Genomic DNA, 18451 nt, shown 5'->3' with positions numbered 1-18451 from the left:
TCCCAATTTCAGATCATTAGCCCTATTGTTTGCAAAACCCGCTAATACAAACCTTTAAGGATACCACATTGCTTGACGGATTACTTTATTTTTGGCGCTTGTCTAAAAAGGAAAAATACGACTTGTGCCTGGCTCAGATAGAGGGTTTAATTTCAGACGAAAATGACCTCATGGCCAATTTGGCTAATGTAGCGGCCGCACTCAAAGAAACCTTTAACTGGTGGTGGGTTGGATTCTACCGGGTAGAAGAAACCCCTTCAAATCGTCAACTGGTACTGGGACCATTCCAAGGTCCGGTAGCATGCACCCGAATTTCTTTTGGAAAAGGGGTATGCGGGACAAGCTGGGCTCAAAAGGCCACGCTTGTGGTTCCTGACGTGCACCAATTCCCCGGACATATTGCCTGTAGTGCTGAGTCAAATTCTGAAATCGTTGTACCTGTATTGGACCACAATGGAGAGGTTAGCCTTATACTAGATGTAGACAGCCGCGAATTTGATCACTTCGATCAAACGGATCAATCCTATTTGGAAAGGGTGGCAACCTTGTTGTCTGATAAACTACCGGTTCATGAATAATTTATCGCTTTTGTGGCTTTCGGCTTTAGCCCTTTTCGCTACCAGTTGCGCCCAACAAGCAATGCCTACCGGTGGCGATAAGGACACTACTCCTCCTGGAATCTCTAAAAGCAAGCCGCTCAATGAGAGCACCAATTACGTGGGCAATTCAGTTATTTTGACTTTTGACGAATACGTTAAGCAAAGTAATTTGGGACAAGAACTCATTGTCTCGCCTCCTTTGGAGAAAAACCCTGAATTTAAGATTCGTAAGAAATCATTGATCATCTCCTTTGATGATTCCTTAAAACCGAACACGACCTACACCTTTAATCTTGGACAAGGAATTGTAGACTTTAGAGAAGGAAATGTTCTGGACTCCAATGTATTTGTATTCTCTACCGGACCTTACCTGGATTCGGCAAGTGTAAGTGGAAATGTTAAAGACGCCTTTACCCTTGCGCCACCAGAAAATGTTCTGGTCATGCTCTATGAGCAAGAAGACGATTCCATTCCAGCTCTTGAGCGCCCCTACTATTATACTAAGGTAAAACCTGATGGCCAATTTGAGCTGACTCATTTGAAGGAAGGCACCTATCAGATGTTTGCCCTAATCGATCAGAACAACAACTACCTATACGACCTGCCCAATGAATGGATCGGCTTCTCATCAGAACTAATATCAACTCAAAATCAATCGGATACGGGTAATTCCATCGCCTTATTTCAGGAAGATTTGGGGCAGCAGTATGTGATTTCTACCGAAGTAAGTCGTTACGGTAAAATAGATGTGATATTCAGCAAACCGGCAAAAACTCCGGAAATCAAATTTTTGGATGATGGCTCCAAACCTCCATTTCTCAAAATTTGGAACTCCAAAAAAGACAGCCTCCAACTGTGGTACCGTCCTCAGGACTGGACTACGGATAGCATGACTTTGGAAATTTGGGACAATGGAAATGCGCTCGATACCTTTCAATTGGCCCGACCTGATTTACCAGAAAAGAAGGCCGAACTAAACGAGTTGAATCTGGATTTGAGCCTTAACACGTCAAAAAATGTGGCCAAGTATTTTGCTCCGCTCTACCTTCGGTCTTCAGCACCCTTGAAGAAAGTTGAAAATCTAACAGCCACTCTCATCGAAGGAAAAGACACCCTTCAGGTAAACCTTATTCAAGAGGATGAATTTAAACTGAAAGTAGAACACAAGCTTCAGGAAGACATGCGCTACCAATTTGTTTTGGTAGACTCCTCTTTAGTTGATCAAGTGGGATTTAGTCATGATTCGCTTGAACTAAACTTTCAGACCAAAAGCGCTATTCAGTACGCCAGTCTTAAGTTGAAAATTTTGGGACTTTCCGGAAAAAGCACCTTAGTGGAATTGCGAGATGAGAAGGATGAAATTCTCTACAGACAGGACAAGCTATCTGGAGAAGGAAATCTAAATTATCCCAATCTGGAGCCTGGCAATTACCGCATCAAAATGATCTTTGATGACAACCAGAATGGCAAATGGGATCCGGGAACTTTCATCCCAAGAAAACAACCTGAAAAAGTAATCTACTTCTCCGGACAAATTGAGATAAAAGAAGGATGGGACAAAGAACTTGAATGGATTATTCCTGCAGAGTAAAACCGTCAGCATCCCGATGAGCGGGAAACTTCTCTCTGAATCGAAGCAACTCTTCAGCATCGATCTCTGCAATAGCCACCTCTTCCTCATGAGGCTTAACTTGAGTTAAGGATTCTCCCTTAGCATCATAAATTGCTGAGTCGCCTGCGTAGGATATTCCGTTTCCATCCTCCCCCACTCGATTCACGGCGACTAAGGGCGATAGGTTCTCAATGGCCCGTGCTTGACTTAACACCTTCCAGGCATTTCGGCGAGCTGCCGGCCAATTTGCTACGTAAATCAACAGGTCGTAATCCTCTCGAGATCGGCTCCACACGGGGAAACGAAGGTCGTAACAAATCAAAGGACAAACTCTCCAGCCTCTCCAGCTAACCACAAGCTTCTGACTCCCGGAAGCGAAAACCTTGTCCTCTCCTGCCATGCGAAACAGATGCCTTTTGTCATAATGACTTACTTCTCCCTTCGGAGTTACCCAATAGAGCCGATTAAAGTATCCTTCCGTCGTTTTTACAATAAGGCTTCCCGTTACTGCGGCATTCAGTTTTTCGGCCTGGGTCTTCATCCACTGAAGCGTTGGTCCGTCCTCCGGCTCAGCTACTCCCTGGGCGTTCATGGTAAAACCCGTGGTAAACATCTCCGGAAGTACAGCTACATCGAGCTTTTCCCCTTCCAGCTTTTCAAAATACCCTTGAATGCGATCCCTATTCTTCTGAGGCTCTTCCCAGTCGAGCGTGATTTGTAGAATCGCTATTCGAAGATTTTTCATGCTTATATTTTCCGAAGGATTTTGGCTGCCTGCTCCAGGGTTTCATTCTGTTTGGCAAAACAGAATCGCAGCACCTTATTCTGAATGGGATTGTGGTAGAAAACGGAAACAGGAATGGACGAAACCTTAAATTCTTCGGTCCATTTTGCCGCTAATTCAGCATCCTCTTCATCCGATATTTGGGAGTAATCCAACAACTGAAAGTAGGTCCCTTGAGAGGGTCTTACAACAAACCTTGAGTCTTCTAATAGCTCACAAAAGAGATCCCGTTTTTCCTGGTACATTGGAGCCACATTTAAGTAGTTCTCCTCGTTTTCCAGGTATTGAGCTAATCCATACTGAACGGGGTGATTGCAAGCGAATACTTGAAACTGATGGATCTTTCTAAACTCCTCCATTAAGAAGGAGGGAGCCAGGCAATAGCCCATTTTCCAACCGGTTGCGTGAAAAGTCTTACCAAAAGAATACACGGCAAAACTTCTTTCCGCAAGACCTGGATAACGAGCAACGCTTTGATGTTCTATCCCATCAAAAATAATGTGTTCGTACACCTCATCGGAGAGGATCAGAATATCGGTTCCTGAAACTATTTTTTCAAGGGCCTGCATATCTTCCTGACTCAAAATGGTTCCAGAAGGATTATGTGGGGTATTAATGATGATGAGCTTGGTTTTGAAATTCACCGCCTGCTTCACCTCTTCCCAATCAATGCGAAAGTCTGGCGATTTAAGTTGGATGTATTTCGGCGTTCCTCCATTGAGCTTAATGGTTGGTGCGTAACAATCGTAGGCCGGAGTGAACAAAATCACTTCATCACCCTCTCCTACCACTGCGGTAATGGCCGAATAAATGGCTTGAGTAGCTCCTGCGGTAATGGTAATTTCAGTATCCGGATGATAGCTTCTTCCGTAAAGCTTCTCGACTTTTTCTGAAATTCTCTCTCTCAATGACAACAAGCCCTGCATCGGGGCATATTGATTGTGCCCAGACTTCATGGCCTTATTTATCGACTTAATGAGCTGTGGATCCACTTCAAAATCAGGGAAACCCTGAGATAAATTAATGGCCTTGTGCTCAGCCGATAGGGCTGACATCACCGTAAAGATGGAGGTTCCTGCCTGAGGCAGTTTAGACCTGATGTTCCCGTTAAAATCAGGCTTCATAAGTAGGGTGTTTTAGGGTTTACCCGATTATCCTTTTTTGAGGCTGGCCATTAGGAAATCACTGTTCATTCGAGCAATATTCTCGAGCGAAATTCCCTTTGGACATTCTACCTCACAAGCTCCGGTATTGGTACAGTTTCCGAATCCTTCCAGATCCATTTGATTGACCATATTCAATACACGTTCGTTTTTCTCTACTTGACCTTGAGGAAGCAGTGATAGCTGAGAAACTTTTGCCGATACAAACAGCATGGCCGAAGCATTCTTACAGGTAGCAACGCATGCACCACAACCAATACAAGTAGCCGCGTCGAATGCTTTATCAGCATCTTCCTTAGGCACCGGAATGGCATTTGCATCCAAGGTATTTCCTGAAGTATTGGTAGACACAAATCCCCCTGCCTGAATAATGCGATCGAATGAAGAACGATCTACTACCAAGTCTTTGACTACTGGAAAAGCATTCGCTCTCCAAGGCTCAATGTAAATGGTATCTCCATCCTTAAACTTACGCATGTGCAACTGACAAGTGGTTACCGCACGGTCAGGACCGTGAGCTTCCCCGTTGATGTAGAGTGAGCACATTCCACAAATTCCTTCGCGGCAGTCGTGGTCAAAAGCTACTGGGTCTTCCCCTTGATTAACAAGGTCTTCGTTTAGCACGTCCAACATCTCCAGAAAAGAAGAGTCAGGTGAAACGTCTTTTACCTGATACGTTTTCAGGCTTCCCTTGTCATCCTTGTTTTTTTGTCTCCAGATTTTCAGTGTTAAATCCATAATTCAAACTATTAGGTAGCCAGTAGCTATTACTTGTAACTTCTTTGTTTCAGTTCAATATCCTTGAATTCAAGGTTTTCCTTGTGCACCACGGCATCTTTAGGATCACCTTTGTATTCCCAAGCGGCGGCGTAGGCAAAGTTCTCATCATCGCGAAGGGCTTCCCCTTCTTCCGTCTGAGATTCTTCTCTAAAGTGTCCTCCACAGCTTTCTGTACGCTCAAGTGCGTCCATGGCGAAAAGCTCTCCAAGCTCCAGAAAATCGGCAACACGACCGGCTTTTTCCAGTTCAGGGTTAAAGCTGTTCAAGTCCCCAGGAACACGAACGTCGGCCCAGAACTCTTCGCGAATCTTACGAATCTCTTCGATGGCTTCTTTCAAGCCTTTTTCGTTTCGAGCCATTCCTACTTTATCCCACATCACTTTTCCTAAACGCTTGTGGAAGTAGTCAACCGAGTGTTTTCCGTTGTTGTTGATGAACTTGTTCAATCGATCTTTTACTTCCTTCTCGGCCTCCATAAATTCTGGAGAGTCATTGGCAATAGGTCCTGTTCTAATATCATTGGCCAGGTAATCACCAATGGTGTAAGGAATGACGAAATAACCGTCGGCCAATCCTTGCATCAGTGCAGAAGCTCCCAAACGGTTAGCTCCGTGATCTGAGAAGTTAGCCTCTCCCAAAGCATAGCATCCAGGAATGGTGGTCATCAAGTTGTAATCTACCCAGATTCCACCCATGGTATAGTGAACCGCTGGGTAAATCATCATTGGGGTTTTATAAGGGTTTTCATCTACGATTTTCTCGTACATCTGGAAGAGGTTACCGTATTTGGCCTCAACCACTTTTTCCCCTAACTCACGAATTTTTTCATCGCTTGGATTGTGCATCCCTTCTACGTGGGCTTTCTCCTTTCCATAGCGCATAATGGCGGAAGCAAAGTCCAGGTAAACGGCCTCACCTGTTTTATTTACTCCATATCCGGCATCGCATCGCTCTTTGGCAGCACGAGAGGCCACATCACGTGGAACCAGGTTACCAAAGGCGGGGTATCTTCTTTCGAGGTAGTAATCCCGATCTTCTTCTTTGATTTGGGTAGGCTTAAGCTTTCCGGCACGGATCGCTTCCACATCTTCCATCTTCTTAGGAACCCAGATTCGACCATCGTTCCTCAAAGACTCTGACATCAAAGTCAATTTGGATTGGTGATCTCCCGAACGTGGAATACAGGTCGGGTGAATTTGGGTGTAGCATGGATTTGCGAAGTAAGCTCCTTTCTTGTGAATCTTCCAGGCAGCAGTAGCATTCGATCCCATCGCGTTCGTGGAAAGGAAGAAAACATTTCCATAACCACCCGAGCAAATCACTACAGCGTGGGCTGAATGTCTTTCAATTTCTCCGGTAACCAGGTCACGTGCGATAATTCCACGAGCCTTGCCATCCACCACAACCACGTCAAGCATTTCGTGACGGTTGTACATGGTGATTTTCCCTTTGGAAATCTGGCGAGACATGGCCGAATAAGCTCCGAGCAACAACTGCTGTCCGGTTTGTCCTTTGGCGTAGAAAGTACGACTTACCAATACTCCACCAAATGAACGGTTATCCAACTGACCTCCATATTCACGGGCAAAAGGAACCCCTTGAGCCACGCACTGGTCAATAATGTTGGCCGATACCTCCGCCAAGCGATAGACGTTCGCTTCACGAGCCCGGTAGTCTCCTCCTTTTACCGTGTCGTAGAACAATCGGTAAGTAGAGTCACCATCATTTTGGTAATTTTTTGCTGCGTTAATCCCCCTTGAGCTGCAATAGAGTGTGCTCTTCGTGGAGAATCCTGAAAGCAAAATGCTTTTACATTGTAACCCAACTCAGCCAATGACGCAGCTGCTGCTCCACCGGCCAATCCGGTTCCTACAACGATCACATCAATCAAACGCTTATTCGCCGGATTAACTACATTGATGTTATTCTTATGATTGGTCCACTTATCAGCAATGGGCCCTTCTGGAATCTTAGCATCTAATTTTGTCATAATCTTCTGATTTTCCGATTAAGCGTTAATAAAGTGATAGACTGCAATCAGGATAAATCCGGCGGGAATTACGATTGCATAGATGTTTCCTAATTTTTGAAGCATGGGAGTGTAACGGCTGTGGCGGAATCCCACGGATTGAAAAGCCGATTGAAAACCATGCATTAAGTGCAATGACAGAAATACGAAAGCCACACTGTACAAGGCCGTCCAGATTGGATTGGCAAATTTGTGGTGAAGCTCTTCCCAGTAGCGGAATTCCCCATGGGCATTAAGTCCTGACATATCACCCACGATAAATTTGGTGTTAAGCTCAGGTATCCAGAAATCAACGAAGTGTAACAACAAAAAGGCCAACACCATTAATCCGGTAATCACCATGTTGCGAGACATCCAGTTCGCATTTTCACTCGGGCGGTTCATCGCGTATTTCACCTTTCTGGCTCCTTTGTTCTTCATATCCAGAACCATCCCCATTCCAATGTGGAAGAAAACTCCAAAAGCCAATACCGGCTGAAGGGCGAATTGAACCAAAGGATTGGTTCCCATGAAGTGGGACACCTCATTAAACATGTCCGGCGAAATGACCGAAAGCATGTTAATAGCGCAATGTTGCAACAAGAAAATCAACAAAAAGAAACCGGACAAAGCCATCAGAATCTTTCTGGTTATCGAAGTCATTCCTTTTACACTCGACATAACAGTAAATTTCACGTGTTTAGAAGGGACAAATTTATACGCTACGTGGTTCTGGAAATACAATCTATTAACAAATAATATTGTTTGGAATGAATCTAAATAACTTGGAATGTTTAAAGGCTTTTCCTAAAAACCACTTTACTGTGCTTATCCATTTTCCAAATGATTCTTCTGAGATTAAATCCGTAGCGACTTTCGGGGTCTTTTTGGCTCTGGTGTGCTATTTTTGGCCCTCTTAATCAAATACGTTTACCATGAAATATCTTCCTATCTCCAAAAATCTGTTCATTAAGAATCGTAAAAAGTTCGTAGAGCAAATGGAGCCCCGTTCTCTTGCCGTGTTTAACAGCAACGACATTTTTGCGGTAAGCGCCGATAGTACTTTGCCCTTCACGCAGCACCGCGACATCTTTCATTTATCAGGTGTAGATCAGGAAGAAAGCATTTTGGTCTTGTTTCCGGATGCCCATGAAGAACACTACCGTGAAGTACTCTTTTTGAAAGAAACTTCGGAATTGATTAAAATCTGGGAAGGCGAAAAGCTTACCAAAGAAACGGCCTTTGAAACCTCTGGAATCAAAAATGTTTTTTGGTTGCAGGATTTCGATCGCCACTTCAAAGCCATGATGGCCCAGGCTGACTCCATTTATTTTAACACCAATGAGCACCTCCGTGCTAATACAGAAATGCAAACTCGAGAAGATCGCTTCATTGAGAAGTGCAAAGCGGAGTATCCAGCTCATCAAATGCGCAAGTCAGCTCCCATTATGCACCAAATCCGTTCGGTGAAGGAACCTGAAGAACTTGAGTTGATGCAAACGGCTTGTAACCTTACCCACAAGGGTGTGGAACGCGTTCTCAACTTTTTGAAACCTGGCGTTTGGGAATATGAAATTGAAGCCGAAATCCTCCATGAGTTTGTTCGCAATCGCTCTAAAGGATTTGCTTATACCCCCATTATTGCCTCTGGATTCAATGCTTGTGTATTGCACTATATCGAGAACAACCAGCAATGTAAGGATGGGGATGTAATCCTCATGGATTTTGGTGCTGAGTACGCCAATTATGCATCCGACTTAACGCGTTGCTTCCCGGTGAATGGCCGATTTACGCAACGCCAGAAGGATGTTTACAACGCTGTTCTCCGTGTAAAAAAAGCAGCTGAGCAATTACTCGTTCCAGGCACTTACCTAACTGACTACCACGTAGAAGTGGGCAAGTTAATGGAAAGCGAATTGCTTGGATTGGGATTGATTGATCAGACAGATATCAAAAACCAGGATCCTGCCTGGCCAGCTTATAAAAAGTACTTTATGCATGGCACTTCCCATTACATTGGGTTAGATACGCACGATGTTGGTCCTTGGACCGAGCCTATGCAAGCTGGAAACGTGTTCACTTGTGAACCTGGCATTTACATTCCTGAAGAGAATCTGGGCATCCGAATTGAGGATGATTTGGTCGTTCAGGAATCTGGCGCACCGAAAAATCTAATGGGTGACATTCCGATCGAAGCCGATCACATTGAAGAACTGATGAATGCTTAATGGCCACGTCCGTTAGCTACCGAAACAGTCGTATATCGTATTCCGTTTCCGGATCCGGCCTAAATGTGGTGTTGCTGCATGGGTTTCTGGAATCCTCGAGCATGTGGAAGGGGATGGTCCCCGAATTGTCTAAAAAATTTAAGGTCATCACCATAGATCTTCCCGGACATGGTGAATCTGATTGTCTGGGATACATCCATACCATGGATTTGATGGCGGGCGCCGTCAAAGCCGTTTTGGACGAAATTGGTCTTCGAAAAGCGGTAATCATTGGTCACTCTATGGGTGGATATGTGGCACTGGCCTTGGCCGATTTGTATCCTGATATCATTAAAGGAGTCTGCTTATTTCATAGCTCTGCTAAAGGGGATTCGGATGAAAAGAAAGCCAATCGCGATCGAGCGATAGAATTGGTAAAAACGAACCCAAAGACTTTTATCCGAGCCGCCATCCCGTTGTTGTTTAGGCATAAGTTCAGAAGTCCGTTGAAAGCAGAGATTACAGCAGCTAAAAACGAAGCACTTCAATTTCCAGTTCAAGGAATCATCGCGGCACTTGAGGGCATGAAACGAAGGCCGAATCGTGAAATCATGCTACGCTTTCCGCCCTACCCTATTCTTTTTGTGGCAAGCAGGTGGGATCCCGTTTTTAACCTCCAGGATCTACAGGAGCAAATGAACATATCTGAAGATGTGGAAGGCGTGGTCGTCAAAGAATCGGGACACATGGGGCATCTTGAAAGCCCCGAAGAATCATTGCAGATCCTCACCAAATTCTGCACCCGCTGCCGGTAAGAACCGGAGATTTCTCATTTCCTTAATCAGAAGGCATAAAAAAGGCCCGCACCTGAACACAATCAGGAGTACGGGCCTTTACTCACAATCATTTCGATTTTAGAAGTTATCCAGGTCTACCGGGCGCATTACACCCATCCATTTTAGGATTTTCTCTCCTACTCCAGGAGCTTCTACATGGATAACATATACTCCAGATGCAATGGGCACTCTGGACTGGTTTTTCAAATCCCATTCCAGGAAGGTAATGGAGTCATCATCTTTCTTTAAGGTTCTTACGAGCGTACCATTAACGGTATAAATCTTCACATTTACTGTTCTTGGCAGGTTAATGATTCGTACCCGAGTATCAATCTTATCCGTCTCGTAGCGAGAGTAGGCATAGTAAGGATTAGGTACTATTCGAATATCATCCAGAGCAGAAGCGAGCAACTCAGAATTGTTAAAGCTCGGTGCCAGATCATTCGTTGAGAAGTTATACAACGGACGACCAGCATTAAGCAATTCACCCATCAAAACATTGGTAGAGTCATTTCCTGGACGACCGTCAGCGTACTCCAAGCCAAACTCTGTAGAGGCCGCTCTAAATACATCTCCTCGGTACCAGATAGAATCCGTTGCCGTATCAATAACGTGCTTAACAGGTCCTGCTGACACGTAGTACTCTTTTCCTACTTCCAGCTTATCGCCATGGCTCAAGTACTCTTCACCAGCACCTAAGTTCTGATAAGGAACATTAACCCGCAGCTTTACGGTAACATCAGAGGTCAACAATTTATGGTTCTCATTCAAACGTGGGAAAAGAGTCCACATTCCGGCATGGAACACCTGAGAAGCGCGGTTCATTTTATCCACGTCGTCGGCGTTTGAATCATCCAATACACCGCGCACATCTTTCATTTTTTCGTATATCCATGCGCCTGCATCATAAGCCGGCATCCGGTTTGCTGCGTGGTTGTACATAAAGTTCAATTGAGGGTTAAAAGCAGCACCTGCAGGAAAATCTCCATAAGGCAATACTTCATCGTCCACGGCATTGTTGCGGAATACATATACGTAGTGGATACCCCCTGCACGGAATTCGTTTTGTGGGCCTTCAACCAAAGAAGAGGTTGGATTCCACAACATATCGCGTCCATTCTCAGCAATGAGGTATGAGTTTTCTGAGAAAGCCATGTTCAAACGTTCACCTGTTTCCAGGTCGATCGCATAACCAGGGAACCATCCCATACCACGTCCACCAATGTAAGCGGGATCATTTGGATCAGTCGATGGTGCAGCACCTTCAGCAGCCGAATTTCCAGCTTTATCAACAGAAGGAGCATCACGAAGCTGACCGCGAATCACTACCCCACCTTCTGATTCAGATGCGGAGTTGCTCATTTCAAATACCGGACAGCGGGTCCATTTGGACTCATCATTGGTAAATACCACGTTCACACTGTGTAGCAGGTTGTTCTGGTTCAATTCATCAACGGATTGATACCAAACACTATCATTACCATACCTGTCCGTAATCTTACGGTTGTCGTACTTCCAAAGGTTTTTAGAACGCTGAACCGTACCTTCTACATTGGCATTCAAGAATCCAGGTACTGGACCTGAAGGTGACTTCCAGGCAGTCATTCTAAATGGAGCTACTCCACCTTCGATAAGCCCTTCAAAAACTTGTCCATCATCCATTCCTTGACCATTCTTGGTAAAGGACCCATCGGATCTTTCGCGTTGCCAGTAGTTCCAATCATCGTAAGCAGATTCATCAGCCGGAGTTCCAGCCTCGTCTTGAGTCGATTGTGTACCACTTAAAATCCAGTTAAATTGAGAGAATCCATCCTGATCAGGCACGCCAGACAACCAAGGATCGCTTGGGTTACTGAATACAACCTCAGCACTAATCACTCCCATATCGGTAGCCAGATTCTCCTTCGATCCAGGAGCACCTACCTGACCAATATTCATACTTAAGCCTAATTCCGGAAGTAGAATTTCGCTTCCAATTTCAATGCTACGAGTGGCACGTAGAGTATCCTTTAACTGATCTCCGGAAATCAACCAGTAAGCATCGGTCAAGTCACCAGGAGTAGCCGTATCTTTAAACCAGATGGTGTACTCACCTTTCTTCACATTCAGTGGATCTACTACCTTCAGGTTAACAGGGCCTTCACCTCTTTCATAGGTAAGAACATCCGCTTTTCCATTTTCCAAAATCTCTTCGATGGTAGTCTCAGAAAGATCCAGGAAGTTACCTCCGTTACCGGTTCCTTCCACGCGGGTCAGAACTACTCCATCTCCGTACTTAGAGTTGAGGATTGTACCTCCGTTCTGCATGGTAATGCGGTGAGGAATACCCTGAATAGGCAAAATAGCTCCGGTAGGAGACTGACGGCTACCTAAATAAGGTTTGTCTACGGAGTTTCCGTTATAGGCATAAGCAATCGCCATGAAGTAGTAGGCTCTGTTGTTAATCAACTTGTTATCACCTTCTGCAAAAACATCCTGGGTAATTTCGAAAGAAGAACGAATACCCTCGTTCTCGCCGTCTACTTCCAGTTTTGGCACTTCCACTCCCAAATCAGAGTCGAAGTAAAAATTGGTCAATCGAGATACACTGTCTTTAATATCCACCTGAGCAATCAAACGAGCTTTCTCAATGTTATCCAAGTCGGATGGAGAAACAGTATTGTCAACGATCTGGTAAATTTTGTATCCCTGGAAACGGTAGGTCTTAAATTCTTTGATCTCGTCAGCAGTAGGAGCGTACTTGTCAGCACCTGTTCCAAAAGAATCTGGAGGAATGATCGTCGGATCCTGCTCTTCGTATTCTTCGTTGTAGTTGTTGGAAACGATTGTATTGTTTAGGTAAAGAACCAATCTGTTTTCAAACTCTTGAATCGTTAAGTCCGGAGCATCAGGACCGTTCAACAGCTGGAAACAGTTGTCAAACAAAGCCTGAGTCTTATCATCTGCTTTACGCATTACTTCAACAGACTCATTCTGATCACCATTGGTTGCACGTGCCCAAACTACACCGACTGTAATGTTGTTTACCGCACCTGGCTCCAAAGTAAATGGACCAGCACTCTGCATGAATCGACGGTCACCTTTAGTGTTACCAGCAGTTACCTCTGTCCAGTTGGGTTGTGGATTTCCACCTGTACCCCATCCTACTGGATCAGTATCTCCAGGGAACATGTAGTCGGCCTGAATAGATCCGCCGGATCCAACGTGACCTGTACCACCGTATACCATACGAGAACCATCTCTCCAGATACTACGCAAGTAGTTGTAGTACTCAACACCGTTGTTGGGGTCTCCACGAACGTTGGATGGATCGTTGATGTGGTACAAGAATTTTCTCATTCCGAAACGCTCGTTGTCAATAACTCCATCACCATATCCAATACCGATACCAGCGTAAGGAATACCATCTTGAGCCAAGGCTTCAGAGTAGTTCAAGGTAAGGGGGTTATCTTTTCCATCAGGATCCTGGAATGGCCCTTGGAAGAAGTCAACACCAATAGCTGGAGGAATGGATCCATATCCAGTTGCACCACGGCAATCCTCATCAAGGTTGTCACCGTTGTAGGCAAATCCTAATCCACGTTGAACATCACAACCTACGTAGTCATCCTGAGAACATCCCAAGTCAGCATCTACCCACTGTCCGAAGTAAGTTTCGGTCAAGGTAAAGGTTGAACGGTTAATCAACTCGTAGTTGTAGAATGTCATGTTGTTCACTTCATCGTTGGTAGCAAATCCAAATGCCTGAGCGCGGATCTCCATACCAATGGCTCCAGAACCAGTTTCTGTGTGAACGTTTCCTTTATCGTTAAATACCCACCACAAGTTTTGGTCACCAAAAATGTTGATGATCTTAGCCTTACAGTCAGAGGCATTGTTCAAATCGTAAGCGGGATAATCCCCTTGAGCGGGGTTATAGTTTCCGTCACCATCGCGGTCTACGAAAGGTGCCAGGTAATAGTCTTCGTTGTAAGGCTCAAAGTTCCGTCCGTGAGCTGGCCAATCGATGATACTTCTTGGAATGGAGTAATCAGGGAAAAGTGTCGCCTGCTTGTTAGTTCCATTCAATGCATCTTCCTGTCCGGCTTCATACCAGGCAGCAAATTGAGCTACTTCATTTCTTGTTGTTATGTAATGACCATCGTAATCTGCACAAGTTACTTGATCAATTTCAGCATCAACAGTGCTAAGCGGACCGGTCCAGAAATCTACTCCTGTACCACGGAAACGCTGAGCAGCCACTTTAAGCTGACCGGAGATATCACGCCCACCCAACCAGAGCGCTCCAGCAAATAAAGCCGTGTGACCCGAATTCTTCGGAATTTCGTACTGGGCATTGGTAAAGTCCCACCACATATCACCACCAGTTTGAATCATCGCCCGGGTGTTATTGATATTCAATTCGGCAAATGAAGAAGATGGCGCGCAGTTGGCTGCCAGACTCGATTGAGGCTTTTTCCCTCCACGTGTACCAGTAGGTTTATCAATATGAGCCAAAAGTTCTCCTGTACAAAGGAGGCAAATCAAAAGTGCAATGTTGAGTTTTTTCATGGCCTGTGCAATTTAAAATCCAGGTAAAACTACCTATTTGGAGGGCCGAAAAATTGGGAAAATGGCGACCGTAGGGGTTTAGGAAATAAGCGGTAAGCAGTCTTGATTAAACGGCTTTTGAAGAGGCGAGACTCGAAATGCGAGGACGAGAGCGAGGACGGGATTCGAGGAGCGAGATGCTGGACTCGAGATGCGAGGGCGGGTGGAGCGTTTGAGGACGAAGACGAGAATGAGGATGGGGGATATTCAGAAGTGCAGCGAGAGGCGAGAAAGAGACGCGGTCATAAAAACACACCCCTCGATTCTCGCTTCTCGTGACTCGACTCTGAACTAGTTTATTTCGGCCAACATTTCCATGAAGCCGGACTTCTTTCTTCGCGAAACGTCTACTTTGGAATCGTCGGACATAACTACATATCCACCTTCACCTTTGAGGTATTTTTTGATGTGTTGCAGGTTAATCAAATGGCTTCGATGAACGCGGTAGAAATATTCATTTTCCAGCAATGACTCGTATTCACCCAGGGTTTTGGAAGCCAGGATTTTTTTGCCTGTTTTCAGAAAAATTCGGGTGTAATTCCCATCGGACTCACAACGAATTATATCGCTGATTTTCACGAAAATAATACCGTTACTATCGGGAATTGCCAACTTTCTTTCGGTGGACTCGGAACGTAGATTTTCGACCAGATTCTGGTAGCTTTCTGCAGGTGCAGCTTCCCGGGTTTCGCGATGCTTGTCTACCGCCTTTCTTAGCTCATCAATATCCACTGGCTTCAGCAGGTAATCGAGCGCCGAAAACTTAATCGCCTTGAGGGCATAATGGTCGTAGGCAGTGACAAAAATGATATTGAAGTCAATGGGCTGCATGCGTTCCAATAGTTCAAATCCGGAACCAAAGGGCATTTCAATATCCAAAAACACCAAATCGGGTTTGTATTTATTGATTTTTTCCATGGCCGAAGCAATGGATTCTGCCTTAGCAATAATCTTAACGTCGTCAACGTATTTTTCCAATAGGTTGGTCAGTGATTCTCTTGCACCTTCTTCATCGTCTACGATGATCACTCGAATGTTGTCGTTTTTCATAATCAGTTGTTTTTAAAGGGTATAAATATCTTTACCCGGGTGCCTGTAGCGGATACTGATTCATTCTCCCGGTCTTCGACTTCTACACTCAGATTACTTTCATTCACCTGATTGATAATCTCCAGTCGATCCCGGGTAATGGACATTCCCGCTGACTTATAATTTTTGTTCCTGTTCTTCTGTATATCGCCTGCCTTTTTACGGCCGATTCCGTCGTCTTCAACCACACAAATAATGTGTCCGTTTTGCCGAACGAGCCCCACATCAATGTGCCCTTTCCCTTCTTTGTGCATGATGCCGTGGAGAATGGAATTTTCCAAATAGGGCTGAATGAGCATGGAAGGGATCAGATCATAATGGGTATCTAAAGCCTCGTCTACGATAATGGAATAGTCAAACTTCTCCTTGAACCTCAATTTTTCCAAATCCAGGTAGAGGGTAATAGCCTTTAACTCGTCTTTTATAGGAATTTCTTTACGCTTGCTGTTGTCCAGGATAACCCGCATGAGTTTGGCGAACTTGGACAAGTAGCGAAGGGCTTCCTCGGTGTTGTTGGCAGATACATAATGCTGAATAGAACTGAGGGTATTAAAGATAAAATGAGGGTTCATTTGTGCCCTCAAAGCCTTCAATTCGAGGTCAGCAATTTTCTTATCAATTTGACTCCGTTGCTTAACCCGGCTTCGGAGGTTTTGGACATATATTATGATGCCTGTTCCTATTACCAGAATCACCAGCAATACCATCAAAGCTTTGAACCAAAAGGTCTGGTAATAGAAAGGATGAATCACGAAACCTAATTCGGCCGGCTCTCTACCCCAAATACCATCTTTGTTCATGGCCTCTACCTGGAGGTTGTACAAGCCCGGAGGTAACATGGTATACTGCACCCGATTGGAGCTGGTGTAAATCCATTTTTTGTCCACTCCTTCCATTCGGTAGCGGTATTGAAATAAACCGGATGGATTACCCGGAGAACTACCTACGAAGCTTATTTCCAGAAAATTTTGATCCGCCTGCAATTGGTATTCACCTTGCACCAGCGTGTCGATGTTATTGATACGAACACTGCTAAAAAATACTTGAGGCGGAAAGGTATCTCTCAAATTTGCCCCCAGGGCCAAACTGGCTGAGGGATTATCCAACCGAACGGCTTGTGAAGACCGAATGGTTGTGGTGTCTCCGCCCTGAGACAAGACGGGCTGGGAGTACACTATTTGAGGGTTGAGGTTGAAGTGAAAAACACCGTTGTTTGCAGTTCCAAACCACAGGTTTCTACTTCGGTCTTCTTTAATAGATGTGATTGACTTTCGACCCAAATATTCGATTCGGTTCATGGAGGAAATATCACCCGTAGGAAAACAAAGCACACCACCCTGTTGCATACCGATCCATATTTTCCCTTCGCTATCTTCCAAAAGGGATTCAATATTTTTTTCTACGAAAAGTCGAGCTAAAACTCCATTGGCGTTGAAGTGAACCATTTCAGTTCCCGTGGCAAACAGGAATCCACTTCCTTCTAATTTCAGAAAACAGCTCTTTCCAAAACTGGTTTTTCCCGAGAGTGGAATTTCCATTTTCTTTCCAGCCATCTCGGCCATAAGCACTACTTCATCGTCACCGTCAACCGTTGGAGAAGATCCATATACGTAGTAACCGGGTTCAATTTCGCGGATGAAATAACCATTTTTGGCCGTCAGTAGATGCGCTACATTTTCCACTGTCTTCGACCGTGAATCTACTCTCCAGAGCCCACCGCCAATCACGGTACTAATCCACACATTACGCCCTTTGTCCACCACCATACTGTTGATGATCCGGGCGGATACCTGTTGTGCCAACTGGTTGTTAAGAGCAATCCCCTTAAAACTTCCATTCTTCAGGCAGTAGGCCTTACCTTCGGAAGAATAGCACCACAATTCACCTTCAGGAGAAGTAGTAAACCCAACCAATTCTTCCTCGCCAAAGTCATTTTCAATGCCGTAATTTTTGAATTCAAATCCTTCCAGCTTAGCCACCCCATTGGCAGTAGCAAACCAGAGATTTCCATTGGCATCGTCTTCAATGTCAAAGACTTTATTGCTCACCATCCCATCGTCCTTACCAAATGGGGTAAAGAGCGACTCTTGCCCTTGGGCATAAGGAATAGCCAACAACAAAAGCCATCCGACCAGAGATATGTGTGAAAGCGAATTCATGGCGTGAATGGATGTTCAAATTAGAACATTTCAAAAACATGAACAATCTAAAATTAGCTGAGTTTGGCTGGTAATAAATAACCGGTTGAATCTGGAAAACGAACGGGTTTAGCCCTTCCGCTTATAGACAGGAACGGTAGAACATGGCTCTCCGTACATTAGGATTTTCACCCAGGGTTTTAGCCGAGCCGTGATAGCTACCCATACATCCATGGGAACTTCCCGGTCTCCACAGCCTTTAATAATCACCCGAGCATCTTTAAAATCGGCTTCATTCAATTGCTCAATCGCTTGGAGCACCTTGCGATGTGTCACCTTCTCCTTTTCCCCAAATTCAACGGAAGCGGCATAAGGTTCCAATGCTGTGGTCAATAACATGTAGGCCCACGAAGGGACGATGGCATCCGCCGAGCAGAGAAGACCGACGTGATGATCTTGAAAAGTGGACCAGTCATGATTTTTGACAAAGTCGCGAAACTCTTTTTCCCGAAGCACCAATCCCTGCCACAGGTTTTGAGCCAAGTCGTATTCCACCACCTCACGCTCCGGCCACAAGGTCTCCAGATCAAAGGTGATTAATCCGCTTTTTGCTACTCTGTTTACAATCTCGTCCAACAGCTACGA

The 18451-nt window shown here is 44.9% G+C and carries 12 protein-coding genes and 1 pseudogene; 4 read left to right on the top strand and 9 right to left on the bottom strand.

All coding sequences use genetic code 11. The features are described from left to right. Positions 1–170 precede the first annotated feature (170 nt). Positions 171–578 carry a GAF domain-containing protein gene (locus KFE98_09185; protein UTW64676.1) on the top strand — a complete coding sequence of 136 codons (408 nt, stop codon included), beginning with the start codon at positions 171–173 and terminating at the stop codon, positions 576–578. Then, complete coding sequence (locus tag KFE98_09180) at positions 571–2190, top strand: Ig-like domain-containing protein (protein UTW64292.1); 1620 nt, start codon at positions 571–573, stop codon at positions 2188–2190. Before KFE98_09185 ends, KFE98_09180 begins: the two co-directional genes overlap by 8 nt. Here KFE98_09180 and KFE98_09175 read toward each other — a convergent pair. From KFE98_09175 to KFE98_09155, 5 genes and pseudogenes are all read right to left on the bottom strand, one after another. Next, the gene (locus KFE98_09175) at positions 2174–2956 is read right to left on the bottom strand and encodes an amidohydrolase (protein ID UTW64291.1); all 783 of its coding nucleotides are present in this window, start codon (positions 2954–2956) and stop codon (positions 2174–2176) included. The genes KFE98_09180 and KFE98_09175 overlap by 17 nt on opposite strands. A 2-nt stretch (positions 2957–2958) precedes the next feature. Further along, on the bottom strand, positions 2959–4119 hold the full coding sequence (locus KFE98_09170) for a methionine aminotransferase (GenBank protein UTW64290.1): 1161 nt from the start codon (positions 4117–4119) through the stop codon (positions 2959–2961). 27 nt (positions 4120–4146) lie between these two features. After that, positions 4147–4896 (bottom strand): succinate dehydrogenase/fumarate reductase iron-sulfur subunit, encoded by a 750-nt coding sequence (locus KFE98_09165; GenBank protein ID UTW64289.1) that lies wholly within the window; start codon positions 4894–4896, stop codon positions 4147–4149. A 29-nt stretch (positions 4897–4925) separates the two neighbouring features. After that, positions 4926–6928, bottom strand: a pseudogene (locus KFE98_09160) (fumarate reductase/succinate dehydrogenase flavoprotein subunit). Positions 6929–6946: 18 nt separating this feature from the next. Continuing rightward, complete coding sequence (locus KFE98_09155) at positions 6947–7627, bottom strand: succinate dehydrogenase cytochrome b subunit (GenBank protein ID UTW64288.1); 681 nt, start codon at positions 7625–7627, stop codon at positions 6947–6949. Between the two features lie 254 nt (positions 7628–7881). Between KFE98_09155 and KFE98_09150 the strand changes: the two genes are divergently transcribed. Together KFE98_09150 and KFE98_09145 are read left to right on the top strand one after the other, a co-directional pair. Continuing rightward, entirely contained in the window at positions 7882–9174 is a 1293-nt protein-coding gene (locus tag KFE98_09150; protein ID UTW64287.1) for an aminopeptidase P N-terminal domain-containing protein, read from the top strand. Next, complete coding sequence (locus KFE98_09145) at positions 9174–9968, top strand: alpha/beta hydrolase (GenBank protein ID UTW64286.1); 795 nt, start codon at positions 9174–9176, stop codon at positions 9966–9968. The genes KFE98_09150 and KFE98_09145 overlap by 1 nt, the downstream gene beginning before the upstream one ends. A 99-nt stretch (positions 9969–10067) precedes the next feature. Here the strand turns inward: KFE98_09145 and KFE98_09140 are convergent, their stop codons facing one another. From KFE98_09140 to KFE98_09125, 4 genes are all read right to left on the bottom strand, one after another. Next, positions 10068–14540, bottom strand: coding sequence for a T9SS C-terminal target domain-containing protein (locus tag KFE98_09140; GenBank protein UTW64285.1), 4473 nt, complete (start codon positions 14538–14540; stop codon positions 10068–10070). Positions 14541–14870: 330 nt separating this feature from the next. Further along, positions 14871–15629, bottom strand: coding sequence for a response regulator transcription factor (locus KFE98_09135; protein UTW64284.1), 759 nt, complete (start codon positions 15627–15629; stop codon positions 14871–14873). 2 nt (positions 15630–15631) lie between these two features. Continuing rightward, a complete protein-coding gene (locus KFE98_09130; protein ID UTW64283.1) occupies positions 15632–17827 on the bottom strand; it encodes a histidine kinase in 2196 nt (731 codons plus the stop codon). A gap of 108 nt (positions 17828–17935) precedes the next feature. After that, positions 17936–18442, bottom strand: coding sequence for a DUF2480 family protein (locus KFE98_09125; GenBank protein UTW64282.1), 507 nt, complete (start codon positions 18440–18442; stop codon positions 17936–17938). Between the last annotated feature and the right edge of the window lie 9 nt (positions 18443–18451).

This window comes from bacterium SCSIO 12741, assembly GCA_024398055.1.
GTDB lineage: Bacteria > Bacteroidota > Bacteroidia > Flavobacteriales_G > Salibacteraceae > SCSIO-12741.
This window is presented reverse-complemented; position numbering and strand designations above follow the sequence as displayed.